Here is a 20258-nt window from a genome sequence, read left to right on the forward strand (position 1 = left end):
ACCCGCCCGCTCTACCGCCTGCCGCGTTCGCCGGCCTGCGGCCTTCGAATCGGCCTCGGCGGAATGCTGTGCGACAGCACGATCGACGTGCGCGTTTCGCCGAACACGTTGATCTTCGCGATCAGCGCTTCGAGCTGCGGGATGTCGCTCGCGACGACTTTCATCACGTAGGAATCGTCGCCGGTCACGTGCAGGCATTCGATCACCTCGGGCATCGACTCGAGCTGCTTGAGCAGGCGGCTCTTTTGCGGCTGCCCGGTCGTGATGCCGATCAGCGCCATGATTTCATAGCCCACCTTCTTCGCGTTGACGCGCGCGACGAAGGCCTCGATCACGCCGGCATCCTCGAGCTTTTTCAGGCGCTCGGCCGTCGCGGGGATGGAAAGACCGACCTTGCGCGCAAGGTCCGTCTGCGACACGCGCCCCGCTTGCTGCACCTCATCCAGGATTTTCCAGTCCAGCGCATCCATTTTTAAGTGTCCCGGCCAAAAAACGTGAAGAACATCGAACGGATTCGTACGATCGCCTTAAAAACAGCATAGCGGGTCACATTCGGCAGAGCTAGTATGAAACCCATTCATCGGCTCGCCTTCCGCCATCGCCATGTCCCTCTTCCTCAAGTCGTTCTTCATCGGCCTTTCCATCGCCGCGCCCGTCGGTCCGATAGGACTGCTGTGCATCCAGCGCAGCCTGCTCGGCGGATGGCGCATCGGTTTCGCGACCGGCCTCGGCGCCGCAACCGCCGACGGCATGTATGGCCTGATCGGCGCGCTGGGCGTCAGCGTGCTGATCACGTCCCTCACGTCGGCCGGACCGTGGCTGAGCCTGCTCGGCGGCATGTTCCTGTGCTATCTGGGCGTCAGGACCGTGCTGGCGGCGCCGGCCGGCACGCAGGCGGCGGCCGGCCCGATGGACGCCGCCCGCTCCTACGGGTCGACGTTCCTGCTGACCGCGTCCAACCCGATGACCATCCTGTCGTTCATCGCGATCTTTGCCGCGCTCGGCACGGGCGTCGCCGCAAGCGGGCAGAAGTCCGCCGTGATCGCGCTCGTCGTGTCCGGGGTGTTCGTCGGCTCCGCCACCTGGTGGCTGGCGCTGAGCGGCGCGGTGTCGCTGGTTCGGGAGCGGATATCGGAAAAGGCCATGCGGATCATCAACTACGCGTCCGGCATCACCGTGCTCGGTTTCGGCCTCTACCAATCGTATCTGGGGTCGATGGTCATTTCCGCATGACGCGGAACAGTTCCGCACGTCGCGCGGCCCGTATCCGCCGGCCGCGCGGCGCCGCCGGATCACGCGTCCGGCAGGATCACCACCTTGCCCTTGACCTGCCGGTTCGCCATCCGCGCGATCGCGTCGGCCGCGCCGGCGAGCGGCACACGCTCGGTGATCATGGGCCGCACCTTGCCCGCCGCGAACCATTCGGCGAGCAGCCGCATGTTGGCCGCATGCTGCGCCGGGTCGCGGCGCACCGCGTCGCCCCAGAACACGCCGAGGATGTCGCGCTCCTTGAGCAGCGCGAGGTTCAGCGCGATCTTCGGGATTTCGCCGGCCGCGAAGCCCACCACCAGGAAGCGGCCGCGCCACGCGGTCGCTCGTAGCGCCGCCTCGCTGTACGCGCCGCCCACCGGGTCGTAGACGACGTCGGCGCCGCGCCCGCCGGTCAGCGCGTCCACGCGGCGGCGCAAGTCTTCGGTTGCATAGTCGATCGTCTCGTCGGCGCCCGCGTCGCGGCATAGCGCGAGCTTGTCCGCGCTCGACGCGGCCGCGATCACGCGCGCGCCGAGCGCCTTCGCGATCTCGATCGCCGCGAGCCCGACGCCGCCCGCCGCGCCGAGCACGAGCAGCGTCTCGCCCGGCTGCAGGCGCGCGCGCTGCTGCAGCGCATGCAGCGACGTGCCGTAGGTCAGCACGAGCGCCGCGCCCTGGTCGAACGCCATCCCCGGCGGCAGCGCGGCGATCTGGCGCGCGTCGGCCACGCACTGCTCGGCGAACCCGCCGAAGCCGGTCGACGCGATCACGGCGTCGCCGGGCCGCCACGCGCTCACGCCTTCGCCCACCGCGTCGACCACACCGGCCAGTTCCGCGCCGGGCGAGAACGGCAGCGCCGGCTTCACCTGATACAGCCCCTGGACGATCAGCGCGTCGGGGAAATTGAGCGACGCCGCCTTCACGCGAATCCGCACCTGGCCCGCGGCCGGTTCGGGCACCGCCACGTCCTCGAGCCGCAACTGGTCGATCGGACCGAATGCGGTACACAGCAGAGCTTTCATGTTTTCCTCTCTCCTTGCGCGGCCTGGCGTGCCGCTTCCCGTTCCTGCAGCTGGCGCCACAGGATCTTGCCGCTGCCCGATTTCGGCAGCGCGTCCACGAATTCGACGACGCGCGGCGCCTTGTACGACGCCATGCGCTCGCGCGCCCACGCGATGATCGCGTCCTCGGTCAATTCGACGCGCCGCGCGGGATCCGCAACCACGACCGCCTTGACCGTCTCGCCGCGATACGGGGCGAGCGCGGCGATCACGCACACCTCCTGGATGTCCGGATGGCCGTACAGGAGCGCCTCCACCTCCGCCGGCCACACCTTGTAGCCGGCCGCGTTGATCATCCGCTTGAGGCGGTCCACCATGAAGAAGTAGCCGTCCTCGTCCATGTAGCCGAGATCGCCGGTGCGCAGGAACGCCTTGCCGTCGATCTCGACGAAGGCGTCGCGCGTCGCGTCGGGGCGGCCCCAGTAGCCGCGCATCACCTGCGGGCCGTGCACGACGATCTCGCCCGTCTCGCCGCGCGGCACGGCCTCCAGCGTGATCGGATCGACCACCCGCGCATCGACGTCGAACACCGGAATGCCGAGGCATTGCCGCTTCGGCTGCTGCGGCGGATTGATATGGGTGGCCGCGATCGTCTCCGACAATCCGTAGCCTTCGACGTACTCGATGCCCACGCGCTCCGCGAGCCGCTGCACGACCGCTTCCGGCATTGCCGCGCCGCCGCCGCTCATGCGGCGCAGGCTCGACAGGTCGAACGCGTCGAGGCGCGGGTTCCACAGGAAGTCGACCACCATCGTCGCGATCGACTGCCAGTTGGTCACGCGGTAGCGCTCGATCGCCCACGCGGCCGCGTCGCGATCCCAGCGCGGCAGCACGACGACCGTCGCGCCGCTGAACAGCGGCCCGTTCATGCCGCCCTGCATGCCGGTGACGTGGAACAGCGGCAGCACCGACAGCGTGATCGTGTCCTGCGTCTGGCCGAACCAGTTCACGCCGCCCACCGCCGTGCACATCGCGCCGCGGTGCGTATGCATGCAGCCCTTCGGCTTGCCGGTCGTGCCCGACGTATACGGCATCACGCACAGGTCGTCCGGCCCGGTCGCAAGCGGGCCCGGCGCGAGCCGCGCGGCCAGCATGTCGCACCAGCGCGTCACGCCCGGGCCGTGCGCGTCGCGCGGCGCCATGACGAAATCCGGCGGCGCGAGCCCCTGCGGCGGCCGCCGCACGTAATCGCCATAAGTCGCGACGACGACGTGTTCGAGCCCGCTCGTGCCGACGAGCGGCCGCACGCGCGGATACAGGTCCTGCGCGACGATCATCACGCGCGCGCCGCTGTCCTCGACGTAGTGCCGCAGCTCGTCGGTCAGGTTCATCGGATTGATCGGCACGACGACTGCGCCGGCGCGCAGGATGCCGTAGTACGCGATCATCCATTGCGGGCTGTTCTGCATGTTCAGCAGCACGCGATCGCCCGCGCGCACGCCGTGGCGTTGCTGCAGGAAACCGGCGACACGCTCGGCCTCGTCCTTGAACTCGGCGAAGGTCACCACGGTGTCGTAGAAGACGATGAACGGCTTGTCCGGATAACGTGCCGCCGCCACCTCGGCGTTATGGAACAGGTTCGTTTCCGGCAACGTCAGATGGCCGGACAGATGCGCCGGCCAGTTCGGCGACCTTTCGCTGGACATGGTTCCGCTCCGTTTCAGTGATGAACGCGCCGGACGCTTTCCGGTAGAATCCCCGCAGCCCTCCGCCCGGCATGCGCGGGCTCTCTCCATCCCGCACCGCACGCCCATGGGTAATCCGAAGCGCGACGCCATCACGCTGCTGTCCGTCCCCGACGAAGACCATCCGCAATTCATCACCGCGCTCGCGCGCGGGATGGCGGTGCTGCGCTGCTTCACGCGCGGCGAGCGCTTTCTCGGCAACCAGGACATCGCGCGACGCACGCACCTGCCGAAACCGACGGTGTCGCGCCTCACGTTCACGCTCACGCAGCTCGGCTACCTGCATTACTCGGCAGAACTGGAAAAGTATTCGCTCGGCATCGGCGTGCTGAATCTCGGGCAGGCGTTCCTGCAAAACAACGAGGTCGTCGACATCGCGCGCCCGTTCCTGCAGGCGTACGCGGAATACACGCAGGCGGCGGCGATGCTCGGCGAGTTCGACGGCAAGCAGATGATCCTGCTCGACGTGTGCCAGGGCGACCCGCTGTTCCAGCTGCGGCTCGAGCCCGGCTCGCGCGTGCCGCACGGCTCGACCGCGCTCGGCCGTGCGCATCTCGCGGCGCTGCCGGCCGCGCTGTTCGAGCGCTATCTGCAGACCGCCCGCGCGAGCAGCCCGCCGAACGAATGGCCGGCGCTGGAAGCCGGGATCGTCGCCGCGCGCGAAGACTACGAACGGCTGGGCTTCTGCCTGTCGCTCGGCGACTGGATGCCGGACCTGTTCGCGGTCGGCGTGCCGATGGTGTCGGCCGATCGCTCGCGCATCCTCGCATTCAACTGCAGCGGCCGCGCGTCGACCGTCACGCGCGCGCGCCTGATCGACGATTTCGGCCCGCGGCTCGTCGCGCTGCGCGACGAAGTGTTCGCGCGCGTCGGCGGCCGCTTCTAGTCGATGCGCGCGCGGCATCGGTGCGGGCTCAGACCGCACTCACGCCGCCGTCCACCGCGAGAATCTGCCCGGTGATGTGCCGGCCCGCCGGCGACGCGAACAGCAGCAACGCGCCGGCGAGATCGCCGTCGGCGCCGAGCCGCTGCAGCGGCGTCTGCGCGACGAGCGTGTCGACACCGATTTCCGCGAGCAGGCCGTTCGCCATCTTCGTCGGAAAGAAACCCGGCGCGAGCGCGTTCACGTTGATCCCGTACTTGCCCCACTCGCCCGCGAGCGCGCGCGTGAAGTTCACGACCGCACCCTTGCTGCTGTTGTACGCGATCGTCGTCATCGCGCCGGGCGGGTTGCCGCGCAGCCCCGCGATCGACGCGACGTTGACGATGCGCCCGCCGCCGCGCGGAATCATCGAGCGCTTGCCGATCTGCTGCGTCAGCAGGAACAGGCCGCGCACGTTCAGATCGAACACCTTGTCCCACGCGTCGGCCGGATAGTCCTCGGCCGGCGCGCCCCACGTCGCGCCCGCGTTGTTGACGAGAATGTCGACGTGCCCGAGCTGCGCAAGCGCTTCGTCGGCGATCCGCGCGATATCGTCGTCCTGCGCGCCGTTCGCGGCAATCCAGCCGGCGTCGATGCCGAGCTCCGCCAGCGTGCGCTGCGCGTCGCGCAGCTCGTCGGCCTTGCGCGCGGTCACGATCACGCGCGCGCCGGCCTGGCCGAGCGTGCGCGCAAGCTGCAGGCCGAGCCCGCGTGAGCCGCCCGTGACGAGCGCGGTCTTGCCGGTGAGATCGAACAGCTGCTTGATGGCTTCATGCATCTTCAGTTCTCCGGAACAGGTGCGCGGTGCGCACTCAGAACCACGCATCGCGCACATCGAGCGTCGTCGTGTCGACGCTCGCGAGCAGGTCGAGCTGCGCATCCACCTTCGGCAGCTCCCAGCGGAAAAAGTAGCGGGCGGCGGCGCGCTTGCCGGCGTAGAAGTCGCCGCCTTGCCCGTGCGCAGCCAGCATCACGTCGAGCCACAGCCACGCAACGACCAGATGGCCGAACGCCTCCAGATAGACACTCGCGTTCGCGAGCCGCACTTGCGGATCGTCGATCGAGCCCAACTGGCGCGTGACGTCGCAGAGCCTTGTCCAGCGCCGCGCCAGCGCATCGGCGTGCACACACGCGTCGCCGTCCACGGCCCGTGCGCGCTCGACCGTCGCCGCGACGCGCATATCGAGCGCGCGCAGCGCGGCGCCGTCGTCCTGCACGACCTTGCGGCCCAGCAGGTCGAGCGCCTGGATGCCGTGCGTGCCTTCGTGAATCGGGTTGAGACGGTTGTCGCGATAGAGCCGCTCGACCGCGTAGTCGCGCGTGTAGCCGTAGCCGCCATGCACCTGGATCGCGAGGTCGTTCGCGGCCAGGCACCACTGCGACGGCCAGCTCTTCGCGATCGGCGTCAGGATGTCGAGCAGGCGCCCGGCATCGGCGCGCACGTCCGCGTCGGCATGTACACGCGCGTCGTCGACGCGCCGCGCGCAGTACAGGATCAGCGCAAGGCCGCCTTCGACGTACGCCTTCTGCGCGAGCAGCATGCGGCGCACGTCCGGATGCGCGACGATGGGCGCCTGCGGCGCGGAGGCATCCTTGCCGGCCGGCCCGAGCGGACGCCCTTGCGGCCGGTTGCGCGCATAGTCGAGCGCGTGCAGGTAGCCCGTATAGCCGAGCGCCACCGCGCCCGCGCCGACACCGATGCGTGCCTCGTTCATCATGTGGAACATGTATGCGAGGCCGTGGTTCGGCGTGCCGACCAGATAGCCGATCGCGCCCGCGCGGCCTTCGGGACGGTACCGCGTGCCCTCGCCGAAGTTCAGTAGGCAGTTGGTCGTGCCGCGATAGCCCATCTTGTGGTTCAGGCCCGCGAGCACCACGTCGTTGCGCTCGCCGCGCTTGCCGCCGTCGCCCGGCAGATACTTCGGCACGATGAAGAGCGAGATGCCGCGCGTGCCGGGCAGCAGCCGGCCGTGCTCGTCGGGAATCTTCGCGAGCACGAGATGGACGATGTTCTCCGCCAGTTCGTGTTCGCCGCCGGAGATCCACATCTTGTTGCCGGTGAGCCGGTAGCGCGGGCCGAGCGGCGATTCGCACTCGAAGTCCGCGCGCGTCGTGATGTCGGACAGCGACGACCCGGCCTGCGGTTCGGACAGGCACATCGTGCCGAAATAGCGCCCTTCCAGCTCCGGCCGCGCGAATGCGTCGATCTGCGCGGGGCTGCCGTGCGCGACGAGCAGGTTCGCGTTGGCGACGGTCAGGAACGGATAGGCGGCCGTGGCGATGTTCGCGGCCTGGAAAAACAGGAACGACGCCGCTTCGACGAGCTTCGGCAGCCGCATGCCGCCGAGCGCCTCGTCATGGCCCGCGGCGATCAGGCCCGCGCCGGCGAACGCGCGCACGGCCGGCTCGACTTCGGGAATCAGCGTCACGCGCTCGCCGTCGAAATGCGGTTCCTCGCGATCGCCGCGGGCCGCGTGCGGCGCGAACAGGTCGGCTGCGATCCGCTCGCTGGTGTCGAGCACCGCATCGAAGGTTTCGCGATTGTGCTCCGCATAGCGCGGCAACGACGCAAGCGCTTCGGCATCGAGCCACTCATACAGCAGGAACGCGAGGTCGCGCCGCGACATCAGCAGGCTCATCGCGCGGCCTCCCCGCGTGCGCGAACCACGGCAGGCCGCCGCTCGCATCGCGCGCTACGCGCGTCTGCGTCGGCATGCGTGCATTCGATCGATGCATGCTCCATCACGTGCGTCTCCTGTCGGGCGGCGCGATCGCGTGCGACCCGTTAGTTCCGTTTAGCGAAACTTAATGAATGGCAATACGGCCGGAAAAGCTGTCGAAAAATTTAGCACTGTCGTTCGGAAATCGCAATGCTCGATTCATCGCACAACAATATTTGCGTATTGGCAATAATTTGGCCGATTCCCGTCGGGCTGTGACAAGACGAGCTGGCTACGCGGTGGAGAGTTTCGCGTATCGAAACTTTCCCAAAGAAAAGAAGATGGAATGCGAGACGGGAATGGGTGGAAGGCGCAGTACGAAGGCGGGACTCACGGGCCGGGGCCGTGCGTTGCCCCACCCAATCCGCTAACCGTTGTCGTCAAGCACGAGAAAGACTGCCCCGGCGCTGGCCACGGGCGTAGCGCCGACCTTGATCACGGCATTGGCAAACGCGAGGCGCCGCTCTGTCTTGACGATGCTGACATGCGCCTCGACCCAGTCGCCCATTTTGACTGTCCCGACATAATCGATCGTCAGGCTCGCCGTCATCATGCGCAGCGCCGGCGTTTTCGACATGCTGGTGACATAGCCGATCGACACGTCGGCCAAGGCCGCGACCAGCCCGCCGTGAATGGTTCCTGACGCGTTGGCGTGCTTGTCCTGCACACGCAGCCCGACCACGAATCCATCCTCCATCGGCTTGTAGAAGTACGGCCCCGTCGCATCGAGAAGCGGGTTCGTGCGGAAGAGCGGCTGGAATCCTTCTGCGCAGCCCGCATCGTCGGGGAGTGAGGTCATACGGCCCCCCGGTCCCGATGCGCAGGCGGGGTGTTGCGAGCCGTCGCCGACATGGCGAGATCACGTGCGAAAGCTTCGTTCCGAGGTGTCATGCGCTGCCCCTCCTCTTGCCGGCCCGTTGGCAGGCTTTGGGTAACCCGAAGGTTACCGCCCCTCACCGAATCACGACGTGAAGTTTCCGCCGGCCAGAAATTCGCCGATCTTTTGGGACGCAGCACGAAATGCGTCCGGGCCGTACTTCATCGGACCGGGTTGATCCCGTGAATGGCCTCTTGCGCCCCCTCCTTCGGGACAGACCGTTCCAGCGTGAGCTGCGGTCAAAGGCCCTTGCCGTCACTTCCGGACGATTCCGAAAGCTCCGGTATGCCGTCTTCGGATCGTGCTTTCCGGGCCGCGAGATTGCTCATGAGCGTGACGCCGAGACCAACGACGGCAATCACCACGGCCAGCTTGCAAACTGCGCTCCAGCCATGGCGTTCAAGGATCACCGGCCCGACGATCGAACCCACCGCGCCCGCTGCGTAATACGCGAGCATATAGATGCTGTAGATCCGGCTGCGCGAGGCTGCGTCGATCGCCAGGAGCCGCGTCTGGTTCGCGACCTGGGCAGAAAAGCAGCCGATGTCGAACAGCACCACGCCCACCGCGATTCCCGGGATCGAAGACGAAGCCAGCAAGATGATCGCCACGCCGGCGATCACCAGTAGAAACCCTCCGGCGATCACCGGCCTCGCCCCCCGGCGATCGGCCAGCCGGCCGGCCGCGCGCGTCGCAAACAAGCCCAACGCGCCCGCGAATCCGAACATGCCGGCCTGCGCGGCGTTGAGGTCGAGCGGCGGCCCCGCGACGGCGACCACGAGCGTGATCCAGAGCATGCTGAACACGAAGAACCAGCATGCTCCGACGAACATGCCCTCGCGAAGCAACGGATAGCGCCGGACCAATGCCGGCAAGGAGCCGAGCAGTTCCCGATAGCGTTCCTTGCTGCGCGTCTGGTCCACCGGCAGCAGTCGATAGGTCAGCACCGCGAGAACCAGCGCGATGACGGCGCTCACCACGAGCATCGCGCGCCAGCCTGCACGCTCGGACAGCGCGCCGCCCACGAAGCGGCTCAACAGGATGCCCGCCGACATGCCGGTGCCCACGGTGCCCACCGCCTTGCCTCGCTCGTCCGGCGCGGCGGCTCGAAACGCAACGGTGGCCAGATGAACGGCATTCGTTGCCATCGCACCGATCACGCAGCCCACCAGCGCCAGCGCATACAGCGACGGCGCGAGCGCAGCCAGCCCGAGCGCCACCGTCAGCACCGCGAACTGCAGGAACACCAGCCGTGACGGTGAAACCTTATCCCCGACCGGGACCAGCAGGAGAATGCCGAGCATGTAGCCGATCTGCATGCTGCCCGCCACGAGGCCCGTGGTCGCGAGCGGGGTATGGAATTCCCGTGCTATTTCCGGGAGGGCGGGCTGGAGCGTGTAATTGTTCGCGATGGCAGCGCCGGCGGCCGTCGCGATAAAGGCACTCAACCCGCGCGCAGGCGCCCTGGCGACAGCTCGATCATGTTCCTGCTGCGGTGTCTTCATGATGGGTTACGCGCCGGCGTCGCGCTTCACGGCCGTGAGCTCGATTTCGATCAGGATCTTCGGATCGACGAACGGCGCAACGTGCAGCAGCGTCAGCGCCGGACGGATATCCCCGTAGACCTCTCCGTGCGCACGCCCGGCTTCCTTCCAGTTGGTGATGTCGGTGACATAGAGACGGCTCTGAACGACATCCTGGAAGCTGAATCCGGCATCGGCCAGTACGGTGCCGAGCTTTTGCAGAATGTTCTTCGTCTGCGTATACAGGTCGTCGCCGACGATCGAGCCATCCGGACCACTCGACGCGGTGGCGGAGATATACAACGTGTTGCCGGCCTGCACTGCCCGCGAATAACCGATCGTCGCTTCCCAGCTCGAGCCGGACGAATACAGCTTATGCATGATGCGTTCTCCGTTAGGGTGAAAGATCTCCGCACATTCAACTACCTCGGTAGTTATATATTCAACTACAGCGGTAGTGTAGACGATCCACAGGTCGCGTGCTAGTCTTTCGAGCATGACAACGAACATTTCAAGCGACCTGATTCAGGCATTGATACGCGTCGGGTTTTCGCAGTACGAATCGCAGGCCTATTGCGCGCTGCTTCGTCGCTCGCCCGTCAATGGACACGAAGCGGGGAAGCTTTCGGGCGTGCCGCCATCCAAGATCTACGAAACGCTGCAGCGCCTCGAGGCAAAAGGCGCGGTCTTGCTGCATCGTTCGGAACCGGTGCTCTATGCAGCCGTGCCCTATCGCGAGGTGCTTTCCCGCATCCGCTCGACCGTCGACAAGGATCTCGATCTGATCGAGCAGGAATTGACACGCTTGCCGGCAACGCGCGAACCCGGTCTCGTCTGGTCGCTACGCGACAAGGAAGCGATCGTCGAGGCATTCAAAAGCGCGATAGAGAGCGCGCAAACGTCGTTGTTTGCCGCGCTCTGGGACGCCGAATTGCCGCTGCTGAGAAACAGCCTTGAAGCCGCATCCGCGCGGGGGGTGGATGTTCACGTCGCGATCTACGGCGCGGAAACGCTGGACGGGCCGCATTGCTACGACTTGCGGGAGTGTGGCGCGAGTGCGCAAAAGCGGCTGGAGGGGCGCCGCCTCTCCGTCGTCGTGGCCGACGAAAGGAGCGCGGTCACCGCGGAATTCGACTCGATCGCAATCGACGAGGCCGTCATCACGAACAATCCCGTCATCAGCCTGCTGGCTGTCGAGTACGTCAAGGCCGATGTGATGGGGCGCGTCCTGATCAACGCAATGGGCAAGGACGCATTCGAAGCCGCATATCAGAGCCCGGACATGCGCGCGCTGCTCGGGCTGGCGCGCCCTGCCGCGCCATCGAGGCGAGGCGACTGATATCGACGGCGGCAAGCCGGGCGCAGTCGAGCGCCCGGCAACGCGCGCGCCGGACACGTTCGGCGCGTCCGGCCATCGCGCGTCGCGCCGACGCTATGCAGTGATCAGGAACAGGTCGCGGTTCCTGCCCGCGATCCACTGAGGCGGCTTGCCCCGACCGGTCCACGTCACGCCGGTTTCCGGGTTGCGATACTTCGGGGCGACCGGGCCGCGGCGCTTCCTGCGGCCGCCGTTCGGCCTTGCCCGGCCGAAGATGTCTTCCGCGGAAATGCCGTACTGAAGGACGATTTGCCGTATTGCCTGGATCGCATCCGCGGCTTCCCTCTTGCGTGCAATCTCGGCCGCCTCGACAACCGACTTCAATCTGGCCTGGAGCTCTTGAAATGTTTCAGGATTCCGTTCGCTCATTTTTTTATTCCATTCATAGAAATGTCCATCCGGAACGATGCACCGCTCCGGCAACATGGCTGTCTTACTCTTTGTGCGGGGCCCAGCATGCGGTTGCGACAAAACTGAGGAGCGCCGTCCCCATCACATAAAACGCGGGAGCGAGATTGTTCTGCGTTGCCGCGATGGCCCAGGTGAGAATCGCCGCGGAAAATCCGCCGAACGTAATGACGGCCAGGTTGTATGAAATTGAAATCCCTGTCGAGATGATCCGGCGAGGAAACGTCTCGCTCAGTGCCGCGAGGATGGGCCCTTCATAGCTGGCGATGACGAGCCCGAAGACAATCTGGAATAGCAGCAGCGAATGCAGCCCCGGCTGCGTGTTCAACAGCTCGAACATGGGGTACGCAACCACGATGGCGACGACCAGCGCCCCCATGAGGAATCGACGACGCCCGTATCGATCGGAGAGGTGACCGAAGATCGGCGTGACGAACAGAACGATCGATGCGCCGACGAGCACGGCGACAAACCCGGTCGAGGCCGGCAAATGCAGCACCTTCGTCGCATAGGTCGGGATATAGAACAGAAGGACATACGAACAAACGGTCCAAAATATCACCAGCCCGAACCCCGTCAGCGTCTTTCCCTTCCAACGACGCGCAATCTCGAGCACCGGCGTGCGCTCCCGGATGTGCGCATTTTCCTCCGCGGATCCATGCACCTGGTTACGGATATAGATGCCGAGCGGCCCCAGACACAAACCGATCAGGAACGGAATGCGCCACCCCCATGACTCGACTTGATCCGGGCTGAGATACTTGACGAGCACCACCGCAAGAATCGACGCAAGAATAATCGCAAAGCCGATACTCGCCTGAATCCAGCTGGTGTAATAGCCCACCCGCTCGGCAGGCACGTTGTCCCTGAGGAATCCGGTGGCGCCGCCCATCTCGCCGCCGGCAGAAAACCCTTGCAGCAGGCGCGCGCACACGATCATCAAAGGCGCGAAAATGCCGGCATCCTTGTAGGTCGGCGCAAAAGCAATCAGGCCCGTACCGACAGTCATCAACGTGATCGTGATGACCAGGGTGGCACGGCGCCCGAATTTGTCCGCCATCCCTCCCAGGACAATGCCGCCCACCGGCCGCATGAAGAACCCGACGCCGATCGTGGAAACGGACAACAGCAGGGACAGGTTGTCATCCGATGCAGGAAAGAACAGCTTGGCAATAATTACGGAAAAGAAGCCATACGAAATAAAATCGAACCACTCGAATCCATTCCCGATGATTACGGCAATGACCGCCTTTGCCCGCCCTTGCGTGGCAAAGTCCCGATTACTTTCCGCCGCATCAACAATGCTGCTCATATTATTTTACCCTCGGATTTTAATGTTCTGGCGCCATTGGCAATGATCGCTGGCGCAGCCAATGGTACGGGTTTTTCCCGATGATTTACTCTGAATTTTTTTCCAGCAAGGCTGACTTCCTGGAATGCACGATTTTCATCGCTGCCGCATCCGCTGCAGCAACCACTCCCGGAATCGCGCCACGGCTGCCGTATCGCGCCGATCCTCGGGCCAGACCAGCTGGTACGCGCCGCCGAAGCTTGCGCTTGCATCCGACGCAGGCACGAGATCGGCGCTTTCAACCAGCGGCGTGATCATCTGGTTCCATCCGAGGAGGACGCCATGGCCTCGCAGCGCAAGCTGCAGCAATACGGGATAGCTATTGGCCGTGATCGTACGCGTCGGCTTGTATGCGATCTCGCCGTCGCACAAATGAAACCAGTCGCGCCAACTCATCCATTGACGCTGCTGCTCCTCCGCGACCAGCAATGTCGCGCTCATCAATTCGAGCGGCAACACGCGCCGCCCTCCCAGATAATCCGGCGAGCAATAGGCCCGCACCTCCTCCTCGATGATGCGGATGCCGCTCATGCCAGGAGGGGGAACATCGCGGATGTAATAAACGCCGATATCGAATTCCGCGGGATTCAGATTGAAAACGCCTTCCCGAACCAGGATCCGGATCGCCACATTGGGATACTCGCGGCTGAAATCGGCGATGACAGCCGTCAAGAACATGCCGGCCGTGCCGGACGCGCACGCAATCGTGATGCTGTGGGGCGTCGGCTCCTTCATGACGAGCGCCGTGGCCTCGGCGCAGCCGACGAGCATGTCGTGAATCCGGTCGGCATAGGTTTGCCCGGCGCGCGTCAGATGAAGCGTCTTTGCGTCACGCACGAACAGCTGCATGCCGAGGAAGCTCTCCAGCTTGACCACCTGCTTGCTCACCGCGCCTTGCGTCACGTTCAGCTCCTCGGCCGCGCGCGTGAAGTTGCCATGCCGTGCGGCTGCATCGAAGAACACAAGGCATTGCAGGGGCGGAATCGGATGAATTTTCATACGCGTTCGATATGACGTGTATTTACCGACGTGCGATCCAAAGTGCATGCAAACACTCGATGGCACATCTTTCAATGTTCGGAAAAGTCGTTCAAGCGATGATTTCTTCGAAATAGCTTTCAGTTATCGTCAACGGATAACATGTCGGCTCCATCCGAACCCGATATGCTGCCATGAATCAAACAACCGGGTTATGAGCCGCTTGGCGACATGCGGCGCGCTCGCGGGAAGTCAATTCATGAATAACAGACCATTTACGAGCAGGCGCATCAATTAATATGAATAGTTAGCCCGGAATTTTAATAATATTAAATTATCACGATGCCGAAAGGCGGCGATGCTCCGCCATCTATTCCCATGCGCTCAAATTCACTGAATTATCGTAGCCTTTGTTACCTTTCGAGCGCATCTCACTTCGAGCTTATGTGCGACCGGAGCATATCCGAGGACCGCATCATCCTTCTTGACACTCACCTCTAAAAATATCGGCCGAGCGCAATTCTTTCCATTCGGAAAGAAAAAAACCCACGAAGCCTTTCGGCATCATGGGTTTCTTGATTTTCCGGAACAAGCCGGAAATGGAGTCTGGTGGGCCCGGCGGGGTTCGAACCCGCGACCAATCGATTATGAGTCGACTGCTCTAACCGCTGAGCTACAGGCCCTGAAGAAGTGAGACGTGCTGCACGCCACCCGGGCGGAGACGCCGGGCCGGCATTGTATCAATAAAAGGGACAAACGCCACCGGTACCGTATCGATACCGGCGGCGTTCAGAGAGAACGCTGGAGATCAGTTCCCTTCGAGGAACGACTTCAGCTTGTCGGAACGGCTCGGGTGACGCAGCTTGCGCAGCGCCTTCGCCTCGATCTGACGGATCCGCTCACGCGTGACGTCGAACTGCTTGCCGACTTCCTCGAGCGTGTGATCGGTGCTCATCTCGATACCGAAACGCATCCGCAGCACCTTCGCCTCGCGCGGCGTCAGCGAATCGAGGACGTCCTTCACGACATCGCGCATGCTCGCGTGCAGCGCGGCATCGGCCGGCGCGACCGTGTTGTTGTCCTCGATGAAGTCGCCGAGATGGGAATCGTCGTCGTCACCGATCGGCGTTTCCATCGAAATCGGCTCCTTCGCGATCTTCATGATCTTGCGGATCTTGTCTTCCGGCATTTCCATCTTCTCGGCGAGCGTTGCCGGATCCGGCTCGAGACCGGTTTCCTGCAGGATCTGCCGCGAGATGCGGTTCATCTTGTTGATCGTCTCGATCATGTGAACCGGAATCCGGATCGTGCGCGCCTGGTCCGCGATCGAGCGCGTGATGGCCTGGCGGATCCACCACGTCGCATACGTCGAGAACTTGTAGCCGCGACGGTATTCGAACTTGTCCACGGCCTTCATCAGGCCGATGTTGCCTTCCTGGATCAGGTCGAGGAACTGCAGGCCACGGTTCGTGTACTTCTTCGCGATCGAGATCACGAGACGCAGGTTCGCCTCGGTCATCTCACGCTTCGCCTGGCGCGCCTTCAGTTCGCCAGCCGCCATCTGGCGGTTGGTTTCCTTCAGGTCCTTCAGCGGCAGCACGACGCGCGCCTGCAGGTCGAGCAGGCGCTGCTGCTGTTCGCGGATCGCCGGGATGTTGCGCGACAGGACCGCGCTGTACGGATGCCCTTCCGCCGTGACCTTCTCGGCCCAGTCGAGATCCGTCTCGCTGCCCGGGAAGCGCGCGATGAACTCCGAACGCGGCATGCCGCACTTGTCGACGACGATGTGCAGGATCTGGCGCTCGACCTGGCGCACCTCGTCCACCTGCGCACGCAGCGTGTCGCACAGGCGCTCGACGGTACGCGCGGTGAAGCGGATCGTCATCAGCTCGGTCTGGATCGTTTCCTGCGCCTTCAGGTAGGCCTTGGACTTGTAGCCTTCCTTCTCGAACGCACGGCGCATCTTGTCGAACCATTCGCTGATCAGCGCGAACTTCTCAAGCGATGCGCGCTTGAGCGCCTCGAGCTGGGCGGCGTTGGCCGACGCCTGCGCGGCGCCGTCGTCGTCGTCCTCTTCTTCCTCTTCCTCGCCCTCGTCGGCTTCCTCGTCCTCGTTCTCGATCTCTTCGGCAGCCTTCGCGGAGAAGCCATCGGTGTCGGTATCCGACGCATTCGGATCGAGCAGGCCGTCGACCAGCTCGTCGACGCGGCTTTCCTCGTTCGCGACGCGCTCGGCCATCGCAAGGATGTCGGCGATCGTCGTCGGGCACGCGGAAATCGCCATCACCATGTGGCGCAGGCCATCCTCGATCCGCTTCGCGATCTCGATTTCGCCTTCGCGCGTGAGCAGCTCGACCGTGCCCATCTCGCGCATGTACATCCGGACCGGATCGGTCGTACGGCCGAACTCCGAATCGACGGTGGAGAGCGCAACTTCCGCTTCCTCCTCGACTTCGTCGTCCGACGAAGCCGCCGGCGCATTGTCGTTCAGAAGCAGCGTTTCCGCGTCCGGCGCCTGCTCATAAACCGCCACGCCCATGTCGTTGAACGTGCCGATGATGCCTTCGAGCGCTTCCGTCTCGGTGAAGTTGTCCGGCAGATGGTCGTTGATTTCGGCATACGTCAGGAAGCCGCGCTCCTTGCCGAGCTTGATCAGTGCGCGCAGCTTCACGCGGCGTTCTTCGAGCTCCTCGGCCGTGCCGGGCGTGCTCGTCGCGAACGCTTCCTTCAGCAGCGCCTTCTCCTTGGCGCGGCGATCGCGCACCTTGGCCTTGCCCGTCGCTGCCGCAGCAGGCTGCTCGTCGCTCTGATTTGCGTCGTCATCGACGGATACTTCGTTCAGCTTTTTCGTCATGGAGTTCGCCGTACCGGCTAAATCGACTCGCGGCTGCTGGACGACAGCCGGTTGAACCGTGGGTGCATGAGTAGTACGTACTGCCGCTTCGTCCGCCGCGGCAGCCGTGTCCCTTGCGCTTTTCGCACTGACCCGCTTCGCCGCCGGCTTGGCCGGCCCGGAGGCGGATCTGGCGGCAGCCCGTGTTCTGGCTGCCTCCACCGGCGCAGCGTGAGCGGCGTCGGCCGCGGTTCTTTTTCCTGCAGCTGCCGACGTGGCGGAAGACACCGTCCTGGCGGAAGAAGCAGATTTGGCCGCTGTGACCTTCGTGGTCGGCTCCGTCGAGCCCTTGCCTGCTGCTTTCTTTCCGCCTGTCGTCTTTGCCATTGCGAATCTCGCCTCTGCTTAGAAAACAAACCGCTGGAAACCTTATATTATAGCACGCTGAGGTACCCTCTCCTGGCGCCCCGGCCGCTCACAGCCCGAGCCGACGCTTCATGTCGGCCCGCTGCTGGTTCAATTCCGTCAATTCAGCCAATTCCTCGGGTGTGAAACCGGATTGCCGCGAAAGCCTGTCGAGGCGCTCGCAACATGCGTCGTAACGCATCTTGAGCACCGCCGCCTGAAGCTCCTCCCCTGCAATCCGTTCCTGCTCGCGCTGCCGCTCGAGCACCGTCTCGTCGTCCGGATTCTGTAACAGCAGATCGCGGACGTTTTCATCATAGTCCAGAATTTCACGGAAGATTTCCTCGTAAGTCGCTGCATTCGAGGACATCCTCAACACATCTGACAACAATCTGAACTCCGCGCCGTCGCCCAGCGCGCGCGCATGATCGACGACTTCGCCGAACAGCTCGCCGATGCGCGGCAGCGCCCGCAGCGTCGCGATCTGCTCGTCGTCGAGCAGCGACGCGACGCGCGGATGCATCACGAGGTTGCGCAACGCGCGCTTCTCATTGTCCGTCACGCGGCGCCTGTCGCTGCGCGCCGGCGCCTGGCGCGGCGGCGCCTCGATTCGCGTATCGACGTCGGACAGCCCCGCGACCTCGTCGAACGGGATGTCGAGCCGATCCGCGATCATGTGCATGATCTGCGCACGCAACGCGTTCGCGGGCAGCGCCTGCAACAGCGGTTTCGCATCGAACAGCGCCTTCGCCCGGCCTTCCGGCTGATCGAGCGCCTTGCCGGCGATCGCCTCGTTCAGCAGGAACTGCGACAGCGGCATCGCCCGCTCGACCTGCGCGGAAAACGCGTCCGCGCCGAATTCGCGCACGTAGCTGTCCGGGTCGTGCTCGGTCGGCAGAAAAAGGAACCGGATCGTCCGGTTGTCCGCCGCGTGCGGCAGGCACGCCTCGAGCGCCCGCCGCGCCGCACGTCGCCCGGCCGCGTCGCCGTCGAAGCTGAAGACGACCGTGTCGGTCTGCCGCATCAGCTTCTGCACGTGAATCGGCGTGCACGCGGTGCCGAGCGTCGCCACCGCGTTCGGGAAGCCGAGCTGCGCGAGCGCGACCACGTCCATGTAGCCTTCGACGACGAGCACGTACTTGCGCTCGCGAATCGCGAGCCGCGCCTCGAACAGCCCGTACAGCTCGCTGCCCTTGTTAAATAGCGGCGTTTCCGGCGAATTCAAATACTTCGGCTCGCCGCTGCCGAGCACGCGGCCGCCGAAGCCGATCACCTGCCCCTTCACGTTGCGGATCGGGAACATGATCCGCTCGCGGAAGCGGTCGTAGCGCCGCGCGACGCCCTGCGCGTCGGTCTTCTCGCTGACGATCACGAGCCCGGACTCGACGAGCGCATCGTCGCGATAGTCGGGGAACGCGGCCTCGAGGTTCTGCCAGCCATCCGGCGCATAGCCGAGGCCGAAACGGGCCGCGATCTCGCCGGTCAGGCCCCGCTTCTTCAGATACTGGATGGCGGTCGGCGCGCCGCGCAGTTGCTTGCGGTAGTAATCGCATGCGGCGGACATCGCGTCGGACAGCGCCGTCGCCACCGATTTCGAGACGGACGGCTGCGCCGGATAGTCGCCGCCGCCACCACCGCCGCCGCCGCGCATCGGCGACGGCTCGTGCGGCACGGTCAGGCCGACCGATTGCGCGAGCTCCTGCACAGCTTCCGGGAACGTCAGCCCCGCATGCTCCATCAGGAAGCCGATCGCCGTGCCGTGCGCGCCGCAGCCGAAGCAGTGATAGAACTGCTTGGTCGGGCTGACGGTGAACGACGGGCTTTTCTCGTTATGGAACGGGCACAGCCCCATGAAGTTCGCGCCGCCCTTCTTGAGCTGCACGTACCGGCCCACCACGTCGACGATGTCGACGCGGTTCAGCAAATCCTGCAGGAACGAATGCGGAATCACCGTGGGATCAAACGGAAAAAAGACATGCGATGGCCCGGTGTGTGCGATCGGCACGCACCGGGCGCGGAGGTTTTACTTCGAGAGCGCAGCCTTGACGAGCGCGGAAACGGCGGTCATGTCGGCGCGGCCGGCGAGCTTGCCCTTCAGCACGCCCATCACCTTGCCCATGTCCTGCGGGCCGGCTGCGCCGACTTGCGCAACCGCGGCCTGCACTTCGGCGGCCACCTCGGCCTCCGACAGTTGCGCAGGCATGTAACCGCTCAGCACCGTCAGCTCGGCCTGCTCCTTCGCGACGAGGTCGTCGCGACCCGCGGCCTGGAACTGGCTGATCGAATCCTTGCGCTGCTTGATCATCTTGTCGATCACGGCCGTGACGGCGGCATCGTCGAGCGTGATCTGCTCGTCGACCTCACGCTGCTTGATCGCGGCCAGCAGCAGGCGAATCGTCGCAAGGCGCTCGGCTTCCTTCGCGCGCATCGCAGCCTTCATGTCTTCGCTGATCTGCTCTTTCAAACTCATCTTTCACCCGGAAATGGAAACGTGAAACCGACGCCCGCCAGTGGGCGTCAACACAAAAACCCGCTTGGGACACTGTCTCAAGCGGGTTGCTCGAATCCGGCATCGGCGACTCGCGACGGAGCCGCCGGTGCGCCGCTCAGCGAACCGCGCGGCGCTCAATCGTTCAGTACAGCTTTTTCGGCAGCGTCTGGCTGCGGATACGCTTGTAGTGACGCTTCACTGCAGCGGCCTTCTTGCGCTTGCGCTCGGCCGTCGGCTTCTCGTAGAACTCTCGCGCACGAAGTTCGGTCAGCAGACCGTTCTTCTCGATCGTGCGCTTGAAGCGACGCATCGCAACTTCGAACGGCTCGTTTTCTTTAACGCGAATGATCGTCATGACCCGACACGCAAAAAAGT

The 20258-nt window shown here is 64.7% G+C and carries 18 protein-coding genes and 1 tRNA gene; 3 read left to right on the forward strand and 16 right to left on the reverse strand.

Annotated features, from left to right (window positions below):
- Positions 1-11: 11 nt before the first annotated feature.
- Positions 12-470: an Lrp/AsnC family transcriptional regulator gene (locus ABFO07_RS25185; RefSeq protein WP_347468751.1), complete on the reverse strand. Its 459-nt coding sequence runs from the start codon at positions 468-470 to the stop codon at positions 12-14.
- A 133-nt stretch (positions 471-603) separates the two neighbouring features.
- Here ABFO07_RS25185 and ABFO07_RS25190 point away from each other — a divergent pair, with 133 nt between their 5' ends.
- The gene (locus ABFO07_RS25190) at positions 604-1233 is read left to right on the forward strand and encodes a LysE family translocator (RefSeq protein ID WP_059963260.1); all 630 of its coding nucleotides are present in this window, start codon (positions 604-606) and stop codon (positions 1231-1233) included.
- Between the two features lie 59 nt (positions 1234-1292).
- Here the strand turns inward: ABFO07_RS25190 and ABFO07_RS25195 are convergent, their stop codons facing one another.
- Both ABFO07_RS25195 and ABFO07_RS25200 read right to left on the reverse strand, forming a co-directional pair.
- Entirely contained in the window at positions 1293-2273 is a 981-nt protein-coding gene (locus tag ABFO07_RS25195; RefSeq protein WP_059565976.1) for an NADPH:quinone oxidoreductase family protein, read from the reverse strand.
- The gene (locus ABFO07_RS25200) at positions 2270-3958 is read right to left on the reverse strand and encodes a long-chain fatty acid--CoA ligase (RefSeq protein ID WP_347468752.1); all 1689 of its coding nucleotides are present in this window, start codon (positions 3956-3958) and stop codon (positions 2270-2272) included. Before ABFO07_RS25200 ends, ABFO07_RS25195 begins: the two co-directional genes overlap by 4 nt.
- Positions 3959-4064: 106 nt before the next feature.
- Here ABFO07_RS25200 and ABFO07_RS25205 point away from each other — a divergent pair, with 106 nt between their 5' ends.
- Positions 4065-4883, forward strand: a complete 819-nt coding sequence (locus tag ABFO07_RS25205) for an IclR family transcriptional regulator (RefSeq protein WP_059808649.1) — start codon at positions 4065-4067, stop codon at positions 4881-4883.
- A gap of 28 nt (positions 4884-4911) precedes the next feature.
- Here the strand turns inward: ABFO07_RS25205 and ABFO07_RS25210 are convergent, their stop codons facing one another.
- The 5 genes from ABFO07_RS25210 to ABFO07_RS25230 form a co-directional block, all read right to left on the reverse strand.
- Complete coding sequence (locus tag ABFO07_RS25210) at positions 4912-5697, reverse strand: SDR family oxidoreductase (protein WP_059565972.1); 786 nt, start codon at positions 5695-5697, stop codon at positions 4912-4914.
- A gap of 34 nt (positions 5698-5731) precedes the next feature.
- Complete coding sequence (locus tag ABFO07_RS25215; RefSeq protein WP_347468753.1) at positions 5732-7558, reverse strand: acyl-CoA dehydrogenase; 1827 nt, start codon at positions 7556-7558, stop codon at positions 5732-5734.
- Positions 7559-8006: 448 nt separating this feature from the next.
- Positions 8007-8438 carry a PaaI family thioesterase gene (locus tag ABFO07_RS25220; protein ID WP_347468754.1) on the reverse strand — a complete coding sequence of 144 codons (432 nt, stop codon included), beginning with the start codon at positions 8436-8438 and terminating at the stop codon, positions 8007-8009.
- A 317-nt stretch (positions 8439-8755) separates the two neighbouring features.
- Positions 8756-10021: an MFS transporter gene (locus ABFO07_RS25225; protein ID WP_063900050.1), complete on the reverse strand. Its 1266-nt coding sequence runs from the start codon at positions 10019-10021 to the stop codon at positions 8756-8758.
- A 6-nt stretch (positions 10022-10027) separates the two neighbouring features.
- Positions 10028-10420, reverse strand: coding sequence for a RidA family protein (locus ABFO07_RS25230; protein WP_059565969.1), 393 nt, complete (start codon positions 10418-10420; stop codon positions 10028-10030).
- Between the two features lie 115 nt (positions 10421-10535).
- Between ABFO07_RS25230 and ABFO07_RS25235 the strand changes: the two genes are divergently transcribed.
- Positions 10536-11378, forward strand: coding sequence for a TrmB family transcriptional regulator (locus ABFO07_RS25235; RefSeq protein ID WP_059808658.1), 843 nt, complete (start codon positions 10536-10538; stop codon positions 11376-11378).
- 93 nt (positions 11379-11471) lie between these two features.
- Here the strand turns inward: ABFO07_RS25235 and ABFO07_RS25240 are convergent, their stop codons facing one another.
- The 8 genes from ABFO07_RS25240 to rpsU all read right to left on the reverse strand — a co-directional run bounded on the left by ABFO07_RS25240 (position 11472) and on the right by rpsU (position 20238).
- The gene (locus tag ABFO07_RS25240) at positions 11472-11786 is read right to left on the reverse strand and encodes an H-NS family nucleoid-associated regulatory protein (RefSeq protein WP_059565967.1); all 315 of its coding nucleotides are present in this window, start codon (positions 11784-11786) and stop codon (positions 11472-11474) included.
- Positions 11787-11850: 64 nt separating this feature from the next.
- Positions 11851-13137, reverse strand: a complete 1287-nt coding sequence (locus ABFO07_RS25245) for an MFS transporter (protein WP_059891124.1) — start codon at positions 13135-13137, stop codon at positions 11851-11853.
- 135 nt (positions 13138-13272) lie between these two features.
- Positions 13273-14175 carry a LysR substrate-binding domain-containing protein gene (locus ABFO07_RS25250; RefSeq protein ID WP_059565965.1) on the reverse strand — a complete coding sequence of 301 codons (903 nt, stop codon included), beginning with the start codon at positions 14173-14175 and terminating at the stop codon, positions 13273-13275.
- Between the two features lie 586 nt (positions 14176-14761).
- Positions 14762-14837, reverse strand: a tRNA-Ile gene (locus tag ABFO07_RS25255).
- 125 nt (positions 14838-14962) lie between these two features.
- The gene (gene rpoD / locus ABFO07_RS25260; RefSeq protein ID WP_081059675.1) at positions 14963-17374 is read right to left on the reverse strand and encodes an RNA polymerase sigma factor RpoD; all 2412 of its coding nucleotides are present in this window, start codon (positions 17372-17374) and stop codon (positions 14963-14965) included.
- Between the two features lie 88 nt (positions 17375-17462).
- Positions 17463-19343 carry a DNA primase gene (gene dnaG, locus ABFO07_RS25265; protein WP_060271539.1) on the reverse strand — a complete coding sequence of 627 codons (1881 nt, stop codon included), beginning with the start codon at positions 19341-19343 and terminating at the stop codon, positions 17463-17465.
- Positions 19344-19415: 72 nt separating this feature from the next.
- Complete coding sequence (locus tag ABFO07_RS25270; protein ID WP_059565962.1) at positions 19416-19862, reverse strand: GatB/YqeY domain-containing protein; 447 nt, start codon at positions 19860-19862, stop codon at positions 19416-19418.
- 163 nt (positions 19863-20025) lie between these two features.
- Positions 20026-20238 carry a 30S ribosomal protein S21 gene (gene rpsU, locus ABFO07_RS25275; RefSeq protein WP_006479415.1) on the reverse strand — a complete coding sequence of 71 codons (213 nt, stop codon included), beginning with the start codon at positions 20236-20238 and terminating at the stop codon, positions 20026-20028.
- Between the last annotated feature and the right edge of the window lie 20 nt (positions 20239-20258).

This window comes from Burkholderia stagnalis (assembly GCF_039848545.1).
Taxonomy (GTDB): Bacteria; Pseudomonadota; Gammaproteobacteria; order Burkholderiales; family Burkholderiaceae; genus Burkholderia; species Burkholderia stagnalis.